Here is a 21,362-nt window from a genome sequence, read left to right as displayed (position 1 = left end):
ATCCTTTCGAGAAAAGACGAAAGACTTAAAAGGCCTAATTAGCCCAACCTAATGGAATCGGGTGGGAGGGGCATGATAGGGGTCTTGACCACTCTAACTTTCACGGTACCCATCCTGGGCGGGCTTATGCTGTTCAAACTGGACGAAAAACCCGCCGATTTCCTTATGCTGATCTCTTTTGGGTCGGCTATGCTGTTCCAGCTGTGGACTGCTTACGTCTACGTCGCCGGCCGCTTCGGCGAAATCGTTCACCTCACCTACCTGAGGAGCACCCAGTTCGGCGAGGCCTACGGCATCATAATCGACCCGATGAGCGTTCTAATCGGCACCGTTGTCGCGGTCGCCGGCTTCATCTTCATGTTCTACGGTGTGGAGTACATGAGCGAGAGGAACGTGGGGCACCCGGGCGGAAAGGGGAGGGGCCTCTTCTACGCCTGGATGACCCTCTTCGAGGGCGCGACCTTGGGCTTCATCTACTCCTCAACCTTCCTCGGCCTTCTCATCTTCTTCGAGCTCATGGGGCTCGCATGCTGGGGGGTGGTAAGCTACTACAACACGCCCGCCGCGCGGAGGGCCGGCTTCAAGGCCTTCATAATCCCAAACGTCGGGGCCATGATAGGCTTTTATACGGCCCTGGGAGTTGGCTTCACCCAGCTTCACGACCTGAGCCTCTTCTCGCTCTCACGCCTCTCACCCTCGGTAAAACCCTGGCTCTTCATAGCCCTCCTCTTCGCAGGCTACACCAAGAGCGCCCAGTTCCCCACCTACTCGTGGATTCCCGATGCCATGGAGGCTCCAACGCCAGCGAGTGCCTTCCTGCACGGCGCCGCGATGGTCGAGATGGGGGTCTACCTCGTAGCCAGGGTTCTGCAGTTCATAGGCCCCCTCCCAACGTGGATCTTCTACTTCATGGCCGCCATGGTCTCGGCGACCCTCCTCGTCCCGATGCTTAATTACCCCCTCCAGGTGGACGCCAAGAGGCTTCTCGCCTACTCCACCGTTGCCGAGGCCGGGATAATGTTCTCCGGGCTTACCTTCGCCTCCCTCGGTCTCGACGTCGGCATAAGGGCCGCGATGTTCCAGCTGACAACGCACGCATTTATAAAGGGGCTCGGCTTCCTGACGGCGGGAACCTTCACCTACTCCCTCGGTACCCTCGACCTCCGGCGGATAAGCGGGCTTAAGGAAGTTCTCCCAGTAAACGGACTCTCCTGGAGCGTCGCCCTCCTCGGACTGGCCGGCCTGCCGCCGATGGGCATAGCCTTCAGCAAGGCCGAACTGCTGATGAGCCTGAGGGCCCTCCACGTTACCCCCGTTGCCTGGATTCCAGTGATCCTCGTGCTCCTCGACTCGGTGGTCTTCCTCTGGGTCGGCCTCAAGTGGATAGGCAGGAACGTCTTCGGGAGGCCAAGCTCGGCGAGGGCGGAAACCCACTGGATCATAAACGCCTCCCTCATAGCGCTCGTCATCCTCACGCTGATCTCCGCCTACCTCGCCTACCCGCTGGTCGAGGAGATAGGCTTCGCGGGGGTGGTCTGATGGCCCACCTCTGGATTGTCAGCGCGGTTCTCACCGCATACCTCTTAGGAGCCCTCGCCGGCCTTTTCAACCACAGGAAAACAGCCTACTCCCTCTCCCTCCTCGCTTCCCTCTTGGCCTTCCCGCTGGCGGTGTACGGGATCGGCGGGGTTCATGGTGAGGTTGTTCCCTTCCTCCCCACCGAAGTCTCCATCGACGCCTTCTCAGCCCTCTTCCTCCTCGTCTTTGCGATCGTTGGCAGCTCCCTCTCCCTCTACCTCCTCTCCTACTCTCAGGGCGGGAGCGTCAGGCTCACGAGCATGGCCCTCAACGGGGCCCTCATGTCGGCGTTCCTCTTCCTCATAACGGACAGCCTCGAAAGGATGACCCTTGCCTACGAGCTCTTCGCCTTCTTCACCTTCACGATAACCCTCGCCTCCGGCATAAGAAGGGCCGAGGAGAGCGCCCGCAGATACCTGTGGAACACCCAGGTGTTCGGTATGGTGCCCCTGCTCTTGGCTACGGGCCTTGCATATTCAGCGGTTGGGAGCCTTCACGGGCTCACCTTTGAGGGCCTCTCAGCGAACGCCGAAAAGCTCCCATCGCCCTGGCTCGTCTATGCCTTCTACATCTCGGCCGCCCTCGTGAGGAGCGGCGTCTTCCCCCTTCACACCTGGGTTCCATCGACCTACAGGAGAACCCCCGCCGCCTTCGTCCCCGTCTACCTCGTGGGGGAAGCCATGGGCTTCTACATGCTCCTCAGGCTCCTCTTCTTTGCCCTTCCCCCCTCCCAGGTAGCAGGCTATACGCTGGCCCTACTGGGAGCTTCCTCCGCCTTCGCCACCCTCTACTCCTTCAGAGAGATAAGGCTCAAGCGCAAGTTTTCCTATCACAGCATAATGGACATGGGCGTCTCCTACTTCGGTCTCGGAACGGCGCTCGTCCTCGGCGGCGTCCCCGGGGTGGCGGCCCTCTTAGGTTCCATCCTGCACACCCTCTACCAAACGGTTTACAAGAGCGCTGTCTTCTTGGGGATAGGCTCCATAGAGCACTACGGCGAGGAACCCAACATATGCTCCCTCAGAAAGCTCCTCCGGGGGCACGTGATGGCGTTCATGATAATGCTCTCCGCCCTCTCCCTCGCCGCCGTCCCGCCCCTCTCGTCCTTCGTATCGCGCTGGCTTATCTACTCGGCCGCCTTCGGAACTCTCAGCCCCTACCTGTGGACAATGGGCCTCACGATAGCCTTCCTCGGCCTCTTCCCGCTCGCCTCCGTGGTGCAGCTCAGAAGGATAAACAGGCTCATCTGCAAGAGGGAGGTTGAGAGGGAGGAGATACCCCTTCTCCTGAGAGCTTCAACAGGGTTTTTAGCCCTTACGAGTCTTTTAATGGCCCTCTTCCCCGTCCTGCTCCTTCCCTGGCTCAAGGCTTCCATCGAGGGCTTTGCAGTCTTTCCCGAAAACCTGCCGCACACCCTGCTCTCGAACCCCGGCACCTCCATCGGCGGCTCTCTCCTCCTGCTCTCCCTGATAGCCGGCTGGAAGGTTGGGAACATTCCCACAGACAGGACCAGCGAGCTCCTCCTGATATTCTACAACGTCGGCGACATCCTCGGCGAGGCCTGGAGGTACCTCGTGTGGCGGGGAAAGGAGTTTTACCTCCACTCTGTGGCCCCGGTCATCAAGGTCATCCCGAAGCACGAAATACCCCTGATCGAGGACTACGACGACGCCCTCGACTACCCGGTCAGGCACCTCGATGAGGCAATGTTCTCACCGCTACTCAGGGCGATCGAGTGGCTCGCGGAATTCGGCTCCTCCGAAAGGCCGGACATGAACTACCTGATAGGGGGTTTTGCCATAGCCATGGCCCTGCTGATAGTCTTCCTGGGGGTGTTCGCGTGAACATCGTGAGTGCCTTCGACAGCGTCCTCTACTTCGCGGCGGTCATCTACACGCTGGCCTTCGTCCTCTACGGGATAAGGGCCATAAGGGGGCCCACCACCGCAGACATAATCCTCGCGGTGGACTGCCTCTCCTTCGACATGGCCGCCTTCATGGTCATCCTCGGGATCTACTTCAAGTCGATAATGCTCGCGAGCGGTGCGATAATACTGTCGCTGTGGGCCTTCATGTTGGACATCTACTACACCAAGTACGTCCTCTACGGGGAGGTGGAGGTATGATCGAGGAGGCCGTCTTCCTCATCGGCTCGATTGCGATACTCCTCGGCGCCGTTTACGACCTCATAGCCGCCATAGGGATCCTTCGCTTCCCCGATTTCTACATGAGGACGCACGCCGCAACTGTTGGGACTATAGGAGGTGCAGCGTTGCCTGTCTTCGGCGCCGGGCTCGTTGCCCTCGTCTACCATCCCCTCGGAAGCCAGAGGTTCTTCATGGCCGGCATAGCTTTCACGGTCGGCGTTCTCATCCTGGTCATAGCCCCCACGGGTTCCCACTCCATAGTCTCAGCCGTTTACTTCGGCAGGATCGGGAAGAAGCCTAAGTTAAAGGTCGACCAATTGGAGGAGGATCTCCCGGAGAGGAGCGATGTCGCCGAGCTCGTGAGGGAGCACGAGGAAACCCCCGGGGAGGAGGAAGAGCCGAAGTTCACCTTCAGGAGGTTGGGGCGGTGATAGAGCTTCACCTCATCATACTGGCCATAGTCGTTTCATTCGGCTTCGTCTTCAGCTACCTCGCCATGAAGGAGCGCGACCTGCTCAAGGCTTTAGCCCTGAGTTCAGTCCAGTCTACCTTCTTCGCCCTCGGCTTCTACATCCTCGCCGCCCCGGACATAGTCCTCGCCTACCTCGCCATAGCAGTCGGCGCCTACACGGCGCTCGTGATCCTCGCCATAAACAAGACAGAGCGCTACGAGGTGGGAGAATGAAAAAGGATGTTTTCGTGGCGCTTTCGTTCCTAATCGCCTTCCTGTTCGTATCCTACGCCGTGACCGTAAGGGACGTGCTCGGGATAGCCGAGAACCCCCTGAGACCCTTGGGGGAGTTCTACCTGAGCCACGCCTTCGCCCACGAGGGCCTGACGAGCCACAGCCCGGAGGTTGTGACGGCAATAGTCTGGAACTACCGCGGCTTCGATACCCTGTTTGAGACCTTCGTTTTCTTCCTCGCGATAATGGGGGCGTTGAGCGTCCTCAGGCTCACGAGGGAGCAGGGGATGGAGGTCCGGGCCCTTGAGGCAAGGGAACCGCACAGACACATGGACACGATAACGCGCACGACTACAAAACTCGTCGTCGTCATGATAGTCTCGATCTCAGCCTCCATAGCGCTCCACGGACACCTGACCCCGGGCGGCGGCTTCCAGGCCGGCTCCGCCATGGCCGTCGCCACGCTCCTCCTCTTCGCGGCCTTCTCCAAGTTTACGCTGGAGAGGCAGGGGCTCACACTGAGGCACACCATCTCCGCCTACGCCCTCGGCCTCGCCATAATCCTCGCAACAGTCGTTGCACCCGTGCTCCTGTACGGCGGGAAGGTGCTTGAGATAGACCTCCTGCCGGGTGAGACAGGTCTCTTCAACCTCGACGTCGGCGAGTACACGGCAGTTACCTTCGGCTTCCTGACGGTATTCCTGGCCCTCGGCGTCCCAGAGTGGATCTTCAAGCTGGTTCTGAGGAGGGAGATGAAGTGATAGCGGCTTTCCTCATATTCTACATCACGATAACGCTCTTTGCGATGATCTTCCTGGGGATCTACGGCGTTGCGACGCGCTCAAACCTCATCAAGAAGATAATAATGCTCAACGTCATGGGCGATGCCATAAACATGCTCTTCATCCTGATAGGCTACCGCCTCGTCTACCCGGTTTTCCCGCCCATCTACGAGAAGCACATAACCTTCGAAGAGTTCCTGAGAAGGGCCGTTGATCCCGTGCCGCAGGCCCTCGTCCTGACGGCGGTCGTCATAGGGATGGCAATGAACATACTCCTCACTACCTACGCGATCCAGTTCTACAGGCTGCACGGAACCGTCGATGCGAGGGACATGGCGGAGATAATGGGAGGTGAGAGGGAATGAGCTTTTCCGGCCGCCTCTCCCCGGGAACCTTCGTCTTAGTGCTCGCCGTCTACCTCTTCTACACGGGCTCGGTGAGCGAGTACGACCTCGCTACCGGCTCGGTTGTGGCCCTCGTCGTCTCCCTGATAGTCGGCCACTGGATCATAGAGGACGACCGCAAGGCATTCTCGCCGAGGAGGTGGTTCTACGCGGTGCTCTACGGCCTCCGCTACTTCCTCATAGAGGAGACGAAGACCCACATAGACGTCGCCAAGAGGGTCTTCACGCTCAGGGCGAACCCGGGAATAGTAAGGGTCCCGCTCGAAGTCGAGAGCGATTATGGCAAGGTTCTCGTGGCAAACTCGATAACCAACACTCCCGGGACAATAGTGGTGGACATAAGCGACGACGGAAAGTGGCTCTACGTCCACTGGATAGACGTCTCCACGCTCGACGAGAGGGAAGTGAAGGAGAACATCGTGGCCTACTTCGAGGACTACGCGAGGAAAATATTCGACTGAGGTGGTAAAATGGAGGTAGGGCTCGTTCCAGTAGTACCGCTCGGCTTTGCCTTCTTCCTCCCCTTCACGGCCTTCTTCACCCGCAAGAACAGGAAGGTTGTGATAGCCTACGCCCTGACCGCCCTGACTGCAGCCTTTCTCTCGGCCCTCTGGCTTTTTGCCAAGGCCTACTCCTCAAGCGAGCCCCTCGTCTACGCCTTCGGGAACTGGATAGCCCCGATAGGCATAGTGTTCGAGGTTGACAGGTTCTCCGCCAACATAGTCCTCACCGCGGCCTTTGGCTTCCTCTTGGCCGGTCTCTACTCCGCGGTCTTCATACGATCCCATGGCCTGGAGTTCTTCTACACCTTCCTCCTCGGCCTTGAGGCGGGGGCCTTCGGGGCCTTCATGACCGGCGACGCCTTCAACCTCTTCGTCATGCTCGAGGTTCTCGGTGCCTCAGCCTACGCCATCGTCGGCTTCTACAGGAACAGGAGCGACGCGGTCGAGGGCGCCTTCAAGTACGGCATAAGCGGGGCCGTTGCAACGAGCCTCTACTTCCTCGCCCTCGGCTTCGTCTACGCCTCCCTCGGCACTGTCAACATGGCCGACCTGAGCGCAAAGTTCCATGGGATAGGGTTCCCGGTAACGGTTAAGGTCTTCGGCGACCCCTCTCTCGCCCTCGCGATCTTCTTCGCCTTAACGATCTCAACCGTCATCGTGAAGAGCGCAATCTTCCCGGGCCACTACTGGCTTCCGGACGCTTATCAGGGGGCTCCAATCCCGGTGGGGGCTGTTCTAAGCGGCTTTGTTGAGGTGGTAGGGATATACGCCCTCTCAAGGTTCCTCTACACGGTCTTCCAGGGCTACCTCCCGGAGGCGCTCAGCCTGACCTTCTTCACCCTCGGGGCATCAACGGCCTTCCTTGGCTCGGTGATGATGCTCGTTCAGAAGAACGTGAAGAGGATCATAGCTTACTCGACAATACTCCACATGGGCTACCTCTTCATGACCCTCGGGGTCGGTAGCCAGCTGGCGCTGCTCGCCATAAACTTCCACATTGTGAACCACGCCCTTGCCAAGGGGCTCCTCTTCTTCACCGTTGGGGCGTTCATCTACAGGACTGGGGAGAGCAGCCTCGATGGCCTGGCCGGGGTTGGGAAGGGAATGCCCCTCACCACCGCCCTCTTCGCGGTGGCTGTCCTGAGCCTCGTTGGAGTGCCTCCGCTCAACGTCTTCTTCAGCAAGATGCTCATCTACAACGCCCTCCTGCAGGTCAGCCCGTGGCTCGCGTCGGTTGTCATAATAACGAGCGCCATCGCGGCTTGGGCCTACTTCAGGCTCTTCATAACCCTGTGGCGCGGGAAGCCTGCTGAAGTGCACGGACATCACGCCGGACAGCACGAAGGAAGCCCGGCAACTGGGGATCCCGGCCTATTCACGGGCATCAATCTCCTGCTGGCCCTCCTCGTAATCGGCATCGGTCTGCTGGCCCCGACCGTCATAGACCTCTACTTCCACCCTGCTGCGGTTCAGGCGATGGACTACGGAGCCTACATTGACGCGGTCAGGAAGCTCGCACTCGGGGTCTTTCACTAACCTCCTTCTCCACAGACCAATCCTCAAGGAGAAGACCGATCTCGTTGTACAGCTCGATTCTTTCGAAACCCTGCTCCCTGAGTACGCTTATCGCGTCCCTTAAAATCCTCCTCTGGACGTTCACTGCTATCGTCTGGCAGAAGTGGCACTCGGGCGTTGACCTCGCCAAGAGGAGGAAGACCTGGACGAGCTTTCCCTCAACCGTCAAACCGTACACGAGCCCCTCATCGACTATATCAAGGCCCGTCTCGGGGTCAATGACGCTTTTGAGCCTCTCAACGACGGCCATTACCTCGGGGGGAAGGTCTTCCCTCGGCCCCTTCTTGGGCCTCCTCTTGGGCCCCTTAAATATTCCGAAGAGCCCCACGCTACACCCTCTCCCCGCTGAGGTCTCCTGCCTTGTAGCCCTTCTTGTTCTCGAAGACGCCGACGAGATGGTTGCCGAGGTCGTAGACGTAGACGTTGTCGAACTTAACCAGGGCGAAGCGCTCCATTATGTCCCCGATTATCTTGGAGTAGGCTATCGCGCTCTCGCCGATTATGTTGTGTTCCGCGTTGCTCTCGAACTTCAGCCACACCTTGAGAACCCTCTCCCCGACTTCAAGGCCGGCTATAACCCCGGAGTCGAGGACATCTCCCCCTGTGACAGGATCGGTTATCTTCCCGAGCTCCTCGAGGACCTCCCTGTACTCGGGGGGCCACTCCCTGTCTGGCGTGTAGACCTTCATGCTCTCACCGGCTGGAGTTCAATGACCATGTTATAAGCTTTCTTGGGCATTTTTGGGGAATTGAATCCGGTTTAAGCGCTTCACCCAGAGGTTCAAGACCCCACCGGGAACCGGGAAAAGCTTTATAACCGGGCCTTTTAAGTTAAGCCGAAAGCTCATACTGGAAAGGTGGTGTGTTATGGGAAGAAGGGAAGAGATGATCGCAAAGATCAAAGAGCTCATGACCCAGCCTGAGAGGATCAGGAACATGGGCATCGCCGCTCATATTGACCACGGCAAGACGACTCTGAGCGACAACCTGCTCGCCGGAGCCGGGATGATTAGCGAAGAATTAGCTGGAAAGCAGCTCGTCCTCGATTTCGACGAGCAGGAGCAGGCGAGGGGCATCACAATCAACGCCGCCAACGTCTCGATGGTCCACAAGTACGAGGGGCAGGACTACCTCATAAACCTCATCGACACCCCCGGCCACGTGGACTTCGGAGGAGACGTTACGAGGGCCATGCGTGCAATAGACGGCGCGATAATAGTGGTTGACGCCGTCGAAGGCGTTATGCCCCAGACCGAGACCGTTCTCAGGCAGGCCCTCAGGGAGTACGTTACCCCCGTGCTCTTCATAAACAAGGTGGACAGGCTCATAAAGGAGCTCAAGCTCGGGCCGAACGAGATACTCAACAGGTTCGCGAAGATCATCACCGACGTCAACAGGCTCATCAAGCGCTACGCCCCGGACGAGTTCAAGAAGAAGTGGCTCGTCAACGTCAACGACGGCAGCGTGGCCTTCGGTAGTGCGTACTACAACTGGGCCCTGAGCGTTCCGTTCATGAAGAGAACCGGCGTGACCTTCAAGGATATAGTTGAGCTCACCAACGCCGGCGACCTGAAGACCCTAAGGAAGAAGGCCCCGCTTCACGTCGTCGTCCTCGATATGGTCGTCAGACACCTCCCCAACCCGCTCGAAGCCCAGAAGTACAGGATCCCCCATCTCTGGAGGGGAGACATAGACACCGAGATAGGGCAGGCCATGATGGGCTGCGACCCCAAGGGCAAGATGGTCATGGTTGTAACGAAGATAATCCTCGACAAGCACGCCGGTGAAGTGGCAACCGGGCGCGTCTGGAGCGGCACCGTGAAGGCGGGCCAGGAGGTCTACCTGATAAACAGCAAGAGGAAGGCGAGGATACAGCAGGTCGGCATCTACATGGGGCCGGAGAGGATCAACATGGAGGCGGTGCCTGCCGGGAACATAGTGGCCGTAACGGGGCTCCGCGACGCAATGGCCGGTGAGACGGTCTCGGTTGAGAAGATCGAGCCCTTTGAGGCACTCCACTACACGAGCGAGCCCGTTGTTACCGTCGCTATAGAGGCCAAGAACGTCAAAGACCTTCCAAAGCTGATCGAGGCCCTGAGGCAGCTGGCGAAGGAAGACCCGACACTCCACGTCAAGATAGACGAAGAGACCGGTCAGCACCTCCTCAGCGGCATGGGCGAGCTCCACCTTGAGGTAAAGCTCTACAGGCTCAAGACTGAGTGGAAGCTGGACGTTGACGTCTCGCCGCCGATCGTCGTCTACCGCGAGAGCATAACCAAGGTGAGCCCCATAGTCGAAGGGAAGTCCCCGAACAAGCACAACAGGTTCTACATAACCGTCGAGCCGATGCCGGATGAGATATACGAGGCGATACACGAGGGGGACATACCCGAGGGCCGGCCCAAGAACCCGAAGGAGGTCGCCAAGAAGCTCGCCGAGCTCGGCATGGACTACGAAATCGCCAAGGGCATCGTCGACGTCTACAACGGCAACATGTTCCTCGACAACACCAAGGGTATCCAGTACCTCAACGAGGTCATGGACCTGCTCGTGGACGGCTTCCACATGGCCATGGACGAGGGCCCGCTCGCCAAGGAGCCCGTTATGAAGGTAATTGTCAGACTCCACGACGCCAAGATACACGAGGACAACGTCCACCGCGGCCCCGCCCAGATCTACCCCGCGATAAGGACGGCCATCCACTGCGCCATGATGAAGGCCAACCCCGTCCTCTACGAGCCGTACCAGAAGGTCATCATCAACATCCCCTACGAGTACATGGGGCCCGTCAGCAGGGAGCTCAACCAGAGGCGCGGCCAGCTCATAGACATGCGCCAGGAGGGCGAGGTCATGATAATCATAGGCGAGGCCCCGGTCGCCGAGATGTTCGGGTTCGCCGGTGCCATACGCGGCGCGACCAGCGGAAAGGCCCTCTGGACAACGGAGCACGCTGGCTTCAAGCGCGTCCCGAGCGAGCTCGCGGTCAACGTGATAAGGCAGATAAGGCAGAGGAAGGGGCTCAACCCCAACCCGCCCACGGAGAAGGACGTCTGCCCGCAGCAGTGAGCCTTTCTTTACCTTTTCTAAATGTTTCAGCGCGCGTACCTGATCTTCCCCTCCCTGAGCTCAACGTACCTCGCCATGAGGAAGAGCAGGTCGCTGAGCCTGTTGAGGTAGACCAGGGCGCTGTGCCCAAAGCCGTGTTCAAGGACGAGCCTGGATACCATCCTCTCGGCCCTCCTCGCCACCGCCCGGCAGACGTCGAGCTTTGCGCTCGCAGGGGTTGAACCGGGTATTACGAAGCCCTCAAGGGTCACCTCGGACTCGTACTTCCCAATGAGATCTTCCAGCCACTTTATGTCCTCCCCCTTTACCTTATCAAGCTTTCCCCTGCTCGCTACCTCGGCCATGAGGTCGTACAGCTTCACCTGTAACTTCTCTATTATTCCAGCCATATCCTCGGGCAGCTGGTGCTTTGCCTCGCCGAGGAAGCTGTCGAGCTCGTCTATCGTGCCGTTGGCCTCCATTATCGCCGAGAACTTGGCCACCCTCTCCCCAGTGAAGAGGCCGGTCATACCCTTATCTCCCGTCTTCGTCGTTATCGGCATAGCACTCACCACCTCTAAAGCGACCTGAACCTTTTTATCCCTTTGCCGGGCCAAAAAGTTCATAATCAGTGGGGATTAGTTGGGACGGTGGTCGGCGTGAAGAAGATAGGCCTAATCGGCGGAATGACACCCGAGTCAACCCTCTACTACTACCGGAACTACATACGGATGAGCCGCGAGCTTTTAGGCCCCTTCACATTCCCGGAGCTGATGATCTACTCCATAAACTTCTCGGAGTTCAAGGACAACCCCCGGGGCTGGGAGGGAAGGAAGGAGCTCCTCATAAACGCGGCGAGGGCCCTTGAGAGAGCGGGGGCAGAGATAATCGCCATGACCGCCAACACGCCACACATGGTCTTTCCGGAGGTTCAGGAAGCGGTGAACGTTCCAATGGTCAGCATAATAGATACCCTCATCGAGGAGATGAAGCGCAGGAGAGTTAAGAAAGTCCTCCTCCTTGGGACGAAAACCACCATGACGGCCGGCTTTTATAAAAACGCCCTTCGCGAGGCAGGCTTTGACGTGGTAACACCGACCGAGGAGGAGATGGACGAGGTCAACAGGGTAATCTTCGAGGAACTGTCCTTCGAGAACCTGAAGAGCAAGCCCTATCTGATAGAGCTGGTCGAGAGATACGCGAGGGAAAAGGGCATAGAAGGAGTTATCCTCGGTTGCACTGAGCTTCCCCTTGCCATAAAGCCCGGCGACGTTCCGGTTGAGGTCTTCGACACCGCGAAAATCCACATGAAGAAGCTAATCGAGCTGGCGAGCGGTTTTTAAGCCCCTCGGGTGAGAGAGATGGAGATAAGGGAATTCCAGGAGATGATCAGGGAGATATACTTCCACAAGGACTCCAAGAGGGGTGTCGAGAGAACCTTCCTCTGGTTCGTGGAGGAGGTCGGCGAGCTGAGCGAGGCGATAAGGAAAAGGAACAGAGAAGCCATGGAGGAGGAGTTCGCAGATGTTTTAGCGTGGCTCGCCAGTTTGGCGAACCTCCTCGGAGTAGACCTTGAAGATGCCGCAAAGAAGAAGTACCCCGGCGTCTGCCCATACTGCGGGAAGAAGCCGTGCGAGTGCGAGGAGAGGTTCTGAGACAAAATCAAAAACGAGAAGCGGGGTCAGAAAACTTCCCCTGCCCCCTGGGGGACTTCTTGGACGTTCTCAGATGGCAGCGAGACCGCCCCTATCAGTATTATCAGGCCGCCGATGAGGCTGTTGAACAGGAGGGAGATTATGGAGGGTATCATGACCTTGTCCTTTGCCTCCCTGTACCGCCCTGCGTCGATGAGCTCCAGCGCGTCCTTAACCCTCATGTGCGTCCATATGGCTATGACGAGTGGTATCCAGCCAACTATTATGCCGATGCCGAGGCTGAACACCGTTATCACCAAAAACACGAGCACCCCTATTATCAGGTTTATTATGTCCCCAATGTGTATCAGGCTTCTTGCGGAATCCGGGTCACCCATGGTATCACCTCAAATGTTATCTTTTTAAGAGTTAAAAAACTTTACTGCCACATGCTGTCTCAAAGGAATCCCCCGAACTCAAACTCCAGGCAGCCGAGAAGATCCCGGAGGGAACCGGCCTTTTTAATGGCCCTCTCAAGCGAGCCGTGGCAGAGGCCCCTGCACACAACCGTTACAACCGGGCACTCCCCTCCCCCGACTTTTATATCCCAAACCGCCTGGTTAAGGGAGTAGTCAAGGCCGTCCGCTACCCGTAGTATTGAGGCCAGGGCCCTGACAGGGTAGCCCTCCCCCCGGAGGTCAGTTGAAGGCCTGTGATGATAGATCAGCCCTGAAAAGAGCTCGGCCTCAAAGCCCTCCAGCCAGCCAACGCTCCTAACGATGACCGCGCCCACGAAGTTGTGGTTCTCCTCATCAATCCCCACTCCAATGTCGTGGAGAACGGCGGCCAGAACCAGGGGCTCTAAGCTCCCTTCCCCAAGGCCGAGCCGTTCAGCCAGCGCCAGCCAGAGGAGAATCGCCATCTGGGTGACCTTCGAAGCGTGCCCGATGCCCCGCCCGAAATCGTAGACTTCTCCAAACTCGATTGCACGATCCAGTTTATTCCTGGGCAGCTTCATCAGGGCATGTAAAGCCCTCAGCATTCCCGAGAACCGACCTTCCCTCGGAGGAGAGCCCGTGTAGACTTCCCAGCCGAGGTTCAGGAGCTCAAGGTTCTCGGGGTTTGAGGTCTCTGTGGGCACTGGACCCATCGCTTCGGCCCAGCGGAGGACTTTCCACAGCTGGAGGAGCTGGATATCTGCGTAGGGCGGGAGGGGGATGTGAAGGAGGCTCCCCCGGCGGGAGGATCCGCCGATGACGAGCAGGGGGTTCGGTGATCGGACGAACTTCATATTACCAAGTAAAGTCCGTTGCTCAAAAACCCTCTTTTCGACCACCATCTAAACGGAAAGGATTTTATACCTTGGCGGGCACCTTTAATGCAGTGAACCGAGGTGGTGCGCATGCATGAACTTGTAGAATTCGCCGTCGAGAAGGCCCTTGAGCTCGGCGCAGACTACGCCGAGGCCCGCTTTGAGGAGAAGAACGGCACTTCCTTAGCAATGAAGAACGGCTCTCCAGAGGGCCTGGAGATTTTAGCAGATAGGGGCATTGGAGTTCGCGTTCTGCTCGGCGGAGGAATGGGCTTCGCAAGCACGAACGTCCTCACGAGGGAAAGCGTTGGAGAAGCCGTGAAGAAGGCTGTAAAGCTCGCTAAATCTGCCTCCCGCGTCAGGAACGAGCCGATTCGTTTTTCGGAGGAGGACTTCCACGAGGTCTATTATGAGGTCAAGATGAGGAAGGACTTCCGCGACGTTTCTCCGGAGGAGAAGCTTGAGCTCCTCAGGAAAATCGAGGAGGAGGTAAAGGGCACGGGCGTAAACGTGCCGATGCGCTACCTCGGCTATTCAGACCAGGTGTGGCACAAGATAATGGTCAACAGCGATGGAGCCTTCATCGAGAGCATCATCCCGCGCGTCTCCACGATGTACAACCTCGTTGTTTTCGAGAACGGTCAGATGGAGCAGGCGCCCTTTGTTGAGAGGGCCTTTTCCGGCGGTTTGGAGCTCATCGAGAAGGACGAGCCCTGGGAGTGGGCGGTTAAAGACGTTAAAGCTTTGAAAAGGCTCATCACCGAGGGCAAGAAGCCGCCCGAGGGGAAGGTCGACCTCGTGATAAGCCCTGAAGTGGCGGGCATAGCCGTCCACGAGAGTGTCGGGCACCCATACGAGTCCGACAGGATATTCGGAAGGGAGGCAGCTCAGGCTGGAGAGAGCTTCGTTAAACCTGAGATGCTCGGAGAGAGGATTGGCAGTGAAGTCGTTACGGTAATAGACGACCCGACTCTGCCGAACAGCTGGGGCTTCTACCTCTACGACGACGAGGGCGTGAAAGCGAGACCGAGGTACCTTATACGGAACGGGATCATCACCGAGTTCCTGACGAACAGGGAATATGCTTACAAGCTCGGTCAGCGCTCAAATGCCGCAGCTCGTGCCATCAACTACAACCGCGAGCCTATAGTCAGGATGGCGAACACCTATCTCGCTCCCGGCGACTACAGCTTTGAAGAGCTGATAGAGGATGTGAAGCTCGGCGTCTACATGGTGAGCTTCAACGAGTGGAACATAGACGACCGCAGGTATCAGCAGAGGTACATAGGCACGGAAGCTTACCTCATCGAGAACGGGGAAATAAAGCACCCTGTTAGGAGGCCGATCTTAGAGATAACGACGAGGGCACTGTGGAGCAGTGTTGACGCCGTTGGTAAAGAGGTTGAGTTCTATCCGGGAACCTGTGGAAAGGGCGAGCCCGGACAGGGCGTCCCGGTCTGGATGGGGGGAGCGCATGCAAGGCTTCGCGACATACCCCTGAGGAGGCCGTGAGGTGAGAAAGATGTTCGAGCTTAACGATTTCATCCTTAGGAATGCGAAGGAGCTCGGCTTCGGCGATGTGGTTGTTCTCGCCTATGAGAGCAACAGGAGGCAGGTTAGATTCGCGAACAACGAGATAACCGTCGCCAAAAACTGGCACGAGAGAAAGGTCGAGCTCTTCGTTGAGCTGGAGAAGAGAATAGCTGGAACGACGATAACCGAGCTGAGCGAGGAGAACATCGAGCGCACCCTCAAAACGCTCCTGAGCAACATGAAGGGGATGGCGCCAAAGGAGGACTACTACGGAATAGCGGAGGGGCCCTTTGAGTATAGGGACATCCCGGAGACCTTTGATAAAGCCATCGTAGAACTCGACGAGCCGAACGAGTACGTCGAGAGGGCCATAAACTCGGCCCTTGAGGAAGGCGCTAAAAGAGTTGCCGGGGTTCTCTACACCGACCACAACAGGGTTTACCTCACCACGAGCAACGGTGTGGAAGCCTTCGATGAGGGAGCGGGCATAGAGATAAGCGTTAGGGCCTTCATCGGCGACCTTGAGAGCGGGCACGGGACGAACTCAGTTAGGGTTCTCAAAAAGTTCGACCCCGAATCGGCTGGAAGAAAGGCAGGAGAGATAGCGAGCTTAGCTAAAAATCCGGAGCAGGGGCCTGAAGGGAAGTTTGATGTCGTCTTTGATCCTCTGGCATTTGCAAACCTGCTGAGCTACATGAGCTTCATGACGTCAGCCTACGCTGCAGAGGCGGGCTTTTCGCCCTTCGTGAACAAACTCGGCCAGAAGGTCGCGAACGAGATAGTCACGATCAAGGACGTCGGAAACCTGCCCAACGGCTACGGAAGCAGGAAGTTCGACGACGAGGGCGTTCCAACGAGGGAGACGACGATAATTGAGAACGGAACCTTCAAGAGCTTCCTCCTCAACACGAGTTTAGCGAGGAAGTACAAGACCGAGACAACGGCTAACGCCGGCCTGATAATGCCGCACGCGTGGAACGTCGTCCTTGAGCCGGGCAACTACTCAAAGGAGGAGCTCTTCGGCGAGGTTGAGCGGGGAATCTACGTAACCAACGTCTGGTACACGCGCTTCCAGAACTACGTCACCGGGGACTTCTCGACCATCCCGAGGGACGGTATTTTCCTCATCGAGGACTGTGAGCTTAAGCCTATAAGGAACATCCGCGTTAGCGACAACCTCCTTGGGATACTGAGCAGGATTACAGCCCTTACAAAGGAGAGCTGCCACGTCCACTGGTGGGAGGTGGAAACTCCGGTAACGACGCCCTACGTGCTTGTGAAGGACGTCGGGATAACGAGGGCGACGAAATGATTTTTTATTTTTTACTCTGAACGTGAAAGGATGATCAAAAAATGGTTCTCAATCTTTTAGATGGACGATTTCTTAATCTTTAATTTTGTCGTAGTTTAATTTTGAAAATGCCCGAAATTCCTATATACTCTTTCCTCGAATATGACCAGGGGGGAAGAACATGGTCGTTGGAAAAAATTACAAGCACATTAGCGTTGATGAGGTTCTCAAAGAACTCGGGACGTCGAGAAACGGACTGAGCTCTGATGAAGCTGAGAGGAGGCTTGAGAAGTACGGGCCAAACGAGATACCTGAGAAGAAGGTAAACCCTGTCATAAAGTTTCTCTCATACTTCTGGGGCCCAATTCCATGGATGATAGAGCTTGCGGCGGTTCTTTCGGCAATAATAAGGCACTGGGCTGACTTCTGGATAATCATGACCCTTTTGGCTCTCAACGGTATCGTCGGCTTCTGGGAGGAGCACAAAGCTGAGAACGTTATTGAATACCTCAAGCAGAAGATGGCGCTGAAGGCGAGGGTTCTGCGCGACGGCCAGTGGAAAGTCATCCCGGCGAGGGAGCTCGTCCCGGGCGATATAATCCGCCTGAGGATGGGAGACATAATCCCCGCTGACGTCAAGCTCATAGAGGGTGAATACCTCCTCGTTGATGAATCGGCACTCACCGGTGAGTCACTTCCAGTTGAGAAAAAGGTAGGAGACATAGCATTCTCAGGTTCTCTCGTTAAGAAGGGCGAAATGACGGCAGTTGTCACCGGAACCGGTCTGAACACCTACTTCGGCAAGACGGTTCAGCTCGTTGAGAGCGCTAAAACGGTCAGCTCGTTCCAGAAGATGGTCATCAAGGTCGGTGACTACCTTATAATCCTCGCCCTCCTTCTCGTCTCCGTCGTGTTCATTGTGGCTATCCACAGGCACGAGAGCCTCATCGAGGCCCTACGCTTCAGCCTCGTCTTAACGGTGGCGGCTATACCAGCAGCGATGCCGGCGGTACTCTCAATAACAATGGCGATAGGGGCCTTAAATCTCGCCAAGAAGCAGGCCGTTGTTACGAAGCTCGTCTCAATCGAGGAGTTGGCTGGAGTTGACGTCCTCTGCTCCGATAAAACTGGGACGCTCACGAAGAACGAGCTGACGGTTGGAGATCCGGTTCCCTTCAACGGCTACAAAAAGGAGGACGTCGTTTTCTATGGCGCGCTGGCGAGCAGGGAAGAGGACAACGACCCGATAGACCTTGCGATTTTAAGGGCCCTTGACAGGTTCAAGCTTAAGGATGCGATATCGAAGTTCAGGCAGGTTCACTTCACGCCCTTTGACCCGGTGATAAAGAGAACCGAGGCCGAGATAAGCAACAATGAGAAGTTCAAGGTAGCCAAGGGCGCACCGCAGGTTATCCTCGACCTCTGTAAGGCGGATGAGAGGCTCAGGGAGGAGGCAACAAAGGTCGTTGATGAACTGGCAGGGGAAGGCTACAGGGCCCTCGGAGTTGCGAGAACACGGGACGGTAAATGGGAGTTCGTGGGCATAATCCCTCTCTTCGATCCGCCAAGGGACGACGCGCCGAAGGCCATAAAGGCCATAAGGAGGCTCGGCGTTAACGTCAAGATGGTCACGGGCGACCACATAGCGATAGCGAGGCACATAGCAAAGATACTCGGCCTCGGGACGAGGATAGTTTCCATGACCGAACTGCTCAAGGCGAAGCGCGATTCTGAGGTTGAGAGGCTCGTTGAGGAAGCCGATGGATTCTCCGAGGTCTATCCGGAGCACAAGTTTAGAATAGTTGACGCCCTTCAGAGGACGGGGCACATGGTGGCTATGACCGGCGACGGCGTAAACGATGCTCCCGCACTCAAGAAGGCCAACTGTGGTATAGCGGTCTCGGGAGCGACCGACGCGGCGAGGGCAGCCGCCGATGTTGTCCTCCTCCAGCCAGGGCTGTCGGTTATAGCCCATGCAATTGAAGAGGCAAGGAGAATCTTCCAGAGGATGGAGAGCTACGTCGTCTACCGCATAACCGAGACGATAAGGGTTCTTTTCTTCGTAACGTTCGCCATACTCGTCTTCAACTTCTACCCAATAACAGCCATAATGATAGTCCTCCTTGCCCTCTTCAACGACGCACCCATACTGGCTATAGCGTACGACAACGTCGTAACGCCGAGAAAACCCGTCCGCTGGAACATGTACAAGGTTCTCGTCCTCTCAACACTTCTCGGCTTCGTCGGGGTGATAAGCTCCTTCCTCCTGTTCTACATAGCCGAGAGGATTCTCCTGCTCAGCAGACCGGAGATACAGTCCTTCGTCTTCCTGAAGCTCGCGGTGGCGGGGCACCTAACAATCTTTGTGACGAGGGCGAGGGGCCACCTCTGGGAGAAGCCCTATCCGAGCGGTCTCCTCTTCTGGTCGGCGGTGATAACAAAAGTCCTCGCGACGCTCATAGTGGTCTACGGCATCTTCGTGACCCCGATAGGCTGGAAGCTTTCGCTCCTCATCTGGGGCTACGCCCTCGCCTGGATGCTGGCGCTCGACGAGGCAAAGGTAATCGTCCTAAGGAGGATGGAGGGACTCTGAGAACCTAAAGATTTGTTCCCGTATCTTTTTATCAATCTTCTGCCAGATGTCTCAGCTCAAGGGCATCGCCGAGGACGCCGAGGGCCTGAATGGCCTTAAGAGCTACTCCTATCCCGAGGAGGAGAACTGCAAAGGCCAGCCTCGCCTTTCGAAGTCCAAGCCAGTCAACCGCAAAGCCGTAGAGAGTGTAGAAGACCGCCATCACAATGGCGGAGAACATCATGTTAAGGGAGGTTATAGTGGCTCTCTTCTCGCTCGGTATCCTGTGCTGGAACTCGATGACAACGTTAAAGGCAAACGCCGCGTTCACTAACGTAGCTACTATTCCGAGGATGACCACGAAGAGCGGGTTCATGTATACGGTAGAGAGGAGGGTCAAAAACGGGGTCAGAACGGGTGCCAGTTCGTAGGCTTTTCTGCTCCACTCGTCCCTCATCCTCACCCCAAGGAGTTTGGGGAGGGCTTTAATGAGGACTTCAACGACTCCGAGGAGGCCGAGGGTGCCCATCAGAGTCGTCCGAAGGCTCTTCGCAAGCATCTCCCCGAGGTAGGGCTCGAAGAACTTCCTGAACTGGTTCATAGAGAGGGCCACGAAGATCGAGAAGAGCACGAACCAGAAGATGTCCTGTCTAAGGAGCTCCCTGGCGGAGCCGAGCACGTGGAGAGGGTAAGAAACATCGGGCTTTTTGAACTCGTACTCCGGGATTGAAAAAGCCACGAAGAACATGAGAACTTCAACCGCCAGCGTCATCGCGAGGGGCAGGGTAAAGCCGTAGAACTGGGCAAGGAAAGCACCTAAGGGAATCGTAACTGCCGAGATTAAAAGGCCGAGGCTTTTAGCATCTCTCATGACCTCTCTAAACCTTCCTTCCATCCCAAGGTGCTTGAGGTCGTCAAAGAGCCACGCCTGGAGGCTCCCGCTCACGAAAGTCGCGCCGAGGGAAGAGATTAGGGCGTAGACAACGAGCATAAGGAAGTTCTGGAGGAAGAGGAGTATGACGGAGCCGAGGGAGAAGAGGGCAATCCCAATGAGAACGCTCGTCTTTCTGCTCACCTTGTCAGCAACAACACCTGTAGGAACTTCAAACAGAAAGAAGCCGAGGGCGCTGAGGGCACTGACAAGACCGATCTGGCCGTAGGTGAACCCCTTGTGGAGGTAGTAGATTACAAGGAGATTCCCTAAAAAACCGGTGCCTATGAGGACGAGCAGGAGCTTGAACCTCCTCAGAACGTCCATTTGACCACCCCGGGTGGAAAGATGCAACCGCTGAGGATTTAATGTTTTGAAGGATACCACTTTAATGCTTGGTTTCCAGCTTCAGTTATCAACACTGTTTCCCGAACCAGAAAAACCTTTTGGTCATACATGATTGCTTTTTGTCATTTCTGTAAACACCTTCTCTATTGGAGGTTCTTTTGGTTTTACTTCGTATACATTGACCCCTTGTGTTAAGAGTATCTTCATTATTGCAGGAGTCTCCTCATTATAATTAGAAACCCTCACAGCAACTCCGGTGCTTTCCACCTCAACAGGATATCCGAACTTCTCCAGTAGTTCTTTTGCCCGTTGTTTTTTGTCGACTTTAAAAAGTACCTCAATGTTGCTGATTCTGTTGAGCAGGTTCTCCAGTTTTTCCTCCAAAATGAGTTTTCCATCTTTCATTATTCCAACCCTGCATCTTGTCCCCTCAAAGTTCTGGAGCTCACTTAGAATGTGCGTTGAGAATAAAATTGTCTTGCCTTCTTCCAGCATTTCAAAGATCTTATCCCTCAAGCTTAAAACTGTGGGAATGTCCAAGTTACTGAAGGGCTCGTCTAAAACCAAAATATCTGGATCGTGAAGCAATGCCCTGGTTAGAGCCAGCCGTTTCCTGAGCCCCCTGCTCAAATATCCCGCTTTTGTATCTCGATATTTTTCAAGTCCAAATTCTTTTAGAAGTTCATTAATCCGCTCTTCTTCAACATCATAAATTCTGGCGAAAAATCGCAGATTCTTGTAGACAGTTAAATCCGGATAAACTCGCTCCCCCTCTGGCAGATACCCGATCTTTCTTTTAGCTTTTTCAGGTTCCACCCAAAGATCGATTCCATCAACCACTACTCTGCCCTGAGAAAGGGGTAAAATACCGGTGATTGCTCTAAATGTCGTGGTTTTACCTGCACCATTGGCTCCCAGCAATACATAAATTTCCCCTTTAATTGCGATAAAACTTAGATTTTTTATCACATCGCCATTACCATAACCTGCACTAATATTTTCAACCTCAAGCATGGAATCACC

The 21,362-nt window shown here is 56.2% G+C and carries 22 protein-coding genes; 15 read left to right on the top strand and 7 right to left on the bottom strand.

The window, feature by feature from the left end:
* The first annotated feature begins 51 nt into the window (after positions 1–51).
* The 9 genes from MVB78_RS04270 to MVB78_RS04230 are packed head-to-tail and all read left to right on the top strand — an operon-like array spanning position 52 to position 7,634.
* Entirely contained in the window at positions 52–1,539 is a 1,488-nt protein-coding gene (locus MVB78_RS04270) for a hydrogenase 4 subunit D (protein ID WP_366940157.1), read from the top strand.
* Positions 1,539–3,422, top strand: coding sequence for a complex I subunit 5 family protein (locus tag MVB78_RS04265; RefSeq protein WP_297488285.1), 1,884 nt, complete (start codon positions 1,539–1,541; stop codon positions 3,420–3,422). The genes MVB78_RS04270 and MVB78_RS04265 overlap by 1 nt, the downstream gene beginning before the upstream one ends.
* Entirely contained in the window at positions 3,419–3,703 is a 285-nt protein-coding gene (locus MVB78_RS04260; protein WP_297488282.1) for a monovalent cation/H+ antiporter complex subunit F, read from the top strand. Before MVB78_RS04265 ends, MVB78_RS04260 begins: the two co-directional genes overlap by 4 nt.
* Positions 3,700–4,155: a monovalent cation/H(+) antiporter subunit G gene (gene mnhG, locus MVB78_RS04255; protein WP_297488279.1), complete on the top strand. Its 456-nt coding sequence runs from the start codon at positions 3,700–3,702 to the stop codon at positions 4,153–4,155. Before MVB78_RS04260 ends, mnhG begins: the two co-directional genes overlap by 4 nt.
* The gene (locus MVB78_RS04250) at positions 4,152–4,409 is read left to right on the top strand and encodes a hydrogenase subunit MbhD domain-containing protein (protein WP_297488276.1); all 258 of its coding nucleotides are present in this window, start codon (positions 4,152–4,154) and stop codon (positions 4,407–4,409) included. Before mnhG ends, MVB78_RS04250 begins: the two co-directional genes overlap by 4 nt.
* Positions 4,406–5,170 (top strand): Na(+)/H(+) antiporter subunit B, encoded by a 765-nt coding sequence (locus MVB78_RS04245; RefSeq protein WP_297488273.1) that lies wholly within the window; start codon positions 4,406–4,408, stop codon positions 5,168–5,170. Before MVB78_RS04250 ends, MVB78_RS04245 begins: the two co-directional genes overlap by 4 nt.
* Entirely contained in the window at positions 5,167–5,556 is a 390-nt protein-coding gene (locus MVB78_RS04240; protein ID WP_366940158.1) for a sodium:proton antiporter, read from the top strand. The genes MVB78_RS04245 and MVB78_RS04240 overlap by 4 nt, the downstream gene beginning before the upstream one ends.
* Positions 5,553–6,056 carry a Na+/H+ antiporter subunit E gene (locus tag MVB78_RS04235; protein WP_297488269.1) on the top strand — a complete coding sequence of 168 codons (504 nt, stop codon included), beginning with the start codon at positions 5,553–5,555 and terminating at the stop codon, positions 6,054–6,056. The genes MVB78_RS04240 and MVB78_RS04235 overlap by 4 nt, the downstream gene beginning before the upstream one ends.
* 9 nt (positions 6,057–6,065) lie before the next feature.
* Positions 6,066–7,634: a proton-conducting transporter membrane subunit gene (locus MVB78_RS04230; protein ID WP_297488266.1), complete on the top strand. Its 1,569-nt coding sequence runs from the start codon at positions 6,066–6,068 to the stop codon at positions 7,632–7,634.
* Here MVB78_RS04230 and MVB78_RS04225 read toward each other — a convergent pair.
* Positions 7,603–8,001 (bottom strand): iron-sulfur cluster assembly protein, encoded by a 399-nt coding sequence (locus tag MVB78_RS04225; RefSeq protein ID WP_297488263.1) that lies wholly within the window; start codon positions 7,999–8,001, stop codon positions 7,603–7,605. The two genes, MVB78_RS04230 and MVB78_RS04225, sit on opposite strands and share 32 nt — an antisense overlap.
* 1 nt (position 8,002) lies before the next feature.
* Positions 8,003–8,362, bottom strand: coding sequence for a hypothetical protein (locus MVB78_RS04220; protein WP_297488260.1), 360 nt, complete (start codon positions 8,360–8,362; stop codon positions 8,003–8,005).
* A gap of 178 nt (positions 8,363–8,540) precedes the next feature.
* Between MVB78_RS04220 and MVB78_RS04215 the strand changes: the two genes are divergently transcribed.
* Positions 8,541–10,739 carry an elongation factor EF-2 gene (locus MVB78_RS04215; RefSeq protein ID WP_297488257.1) on the top strand — a complete coding sequence of 733 codons (2,199 nt, stop codon included), beginning with the start codon at positions 8,541–8,543 and terminating at the stop codon, positions 10,737–10,739.
* A 26-nt stretch (positions 10,740–10,765) separates the two neighbouring features.
* Here the strand turns inward: MVB78_RS04215 and MVB78_RS04210 are convergent, their stop codons facing one another.
* Positions 10,766–11,281 (bottom strand): cob(I)yrinic acid a,c-diamide adenosyltransferase, encoded by a 516-nt coding sequence (locus MVB78_RS04210; RefSeq protein ID WP_297488361.1) that lies wholly within the window; start codon positions 11,279–11,281, stop codon positions 10,766–10,768.
* A gap of 96 nt (positions 11,282–11,377) precedes the next feature.
* Between MVB78_RS04210 and MVB78_RS04205 the strand changes: the two genes are divergently transcribed.
* Both MVB78_RS04205 and MVB78_RS04200 read left to right on the top strand, forming a co-directional pair.
* The gene (locus tag MVB78_RS04205) at positions 11,378–12,061 is read left to right on the top strand and encodes an aspartate/glutamate racemase family protein (protein ID WP_297488358.1); all 684 of its coding nucleotides are present in this window, start codon (positions 11,378–11,380) and stop codon (positions 12,059–12,061) included.
* An 18-nt stretch (positions 12,062–12,079) separates the two neighbouring features.
* Positions 12,080–12,373, top strand: a complete 294-nt coding sequence (locus tag MVB78_RS04200) for a MazG nucleotide pyrophosphohydrolase domain-containing protein (RefSeq protein WP_297488254.1) — start codon at positions 12,080–12,082, stop codon at positions 12,371–12,373.
* A 26-nt stretch (positions 12,374–12,399) separates the two neighbouring features.
* Here the strand turns inward: MVB78_RS04200 and MVB78_RS04195 are convergent, their stop codons facing one another.
* On the bottom strand, positions 12,400–12,750 hold the full coding sequence (locus tag MVB78_RS04195) for a hypothetical protein (RefSeq protein ID WP_297488251.1): 351 nt from the start codon (positions 12,748–12,750) through the stop codon (positions 12,400–12,402).
* 59 nt (positions 12,751–12,809) lie between these two features.
* A complete protein-coding gene (locus MVB78_RS04190) occupies positions 12,810–13,643 on the bottom strand; it encodes an HD domain-containing protein (protein ID WP_297488249.1) in 834 nt (277 codons plus the stop codon).
* Between the two features lie 111 nt (positions 13,644–13,754).
* On the opposite strand from MVB78_RS04190, the gene MVB78_RS04185 reads away from it, so the two are divergent.
* From MVB78_RS04185 to MVB78_RS04175, 3 genes are all read left to right on the top strand, one after another.
* The gene (locus MVB78_RS04185) at positions 13,755–15,176 is read left to right on the top strand and encodes a TldD/PmbA family protein (protein WP_297488246.1); all 1,422 of its coding nucleotides are present in this window, start codon (positions 13,755–13,757) and stop codon (positions 15,174–15,176) included.
* A 10-nt stretch (positions 15,177–15,186) separates the two neighbouring features.
* On the top strand, positions 15,187–16,509 hold the full coding sequence (locus MVB78_RS04180) for a TldD/PmbA family protein (RefSeq protein WP_297488244.1): 1,323 nt from the start codon (positions 15,187–15,189) through the stop codon (positions 16,507–16,509).
* A gap of 160 nt (positions 16,510–16,669) precedes the next feature.
* Positions 16,670–19,081 carry a plasma-membrane proton-efflux P-type ATPase gene (locus MVB78_RS04175; RefSeq protein WP_297488242.1) on the top strand — a complete coding sequence of 804 codons (2,412 nt, stop codon included), beginning with the start codon at positions 16,670–16,672 and terminating at the stop codon, positions 19,079–19,081.
* 31 nt (positions 19,082–19,112) lie between these two features.
* On the opposite strand, the gene MVB78_RS04170 is transcribed toward MVB78_RS04175, so the two are convergent.
* Together MVB78_RS04170 and MVB78_RS04165 are read right to left on the bottom strand one after the other, a co-directional pair.
* Entirely contained in the window at positions 19,113–20,318 is a 1,206-nt protein-coding gene (locus tag MVB78_RS04170) for an MFS transporter (RefSeq protein WP_297488240.1), read from the bottom strand.
* Between the two features lie 123 nt (positions 20,319–20,441).
* Positions 20,442–21,353, bottom strand: coding sequence for an ABC transporter ATP-binding protein (locus MVB78_RS04165; protein WP_297488236.1), 912 nt, complete (start codon positions 21,351–21,353; stop codon positions 20,442–20,444).
* Positions 21,354–21,362 lie beyond the last annotated feature (9 nt).

Source organism: Thermococcus sp. (assembly GCF_026991495.1).
In the GTDB taxonomy this organism is placed as follows: Archaea; Methanobacteriota_B; Thermococci; order Thermococcales; family Thermococcaceae; genus Thermococcus.
This window is presented reverse-complemented; position numbering and strand designations above follow the sequence as displayed.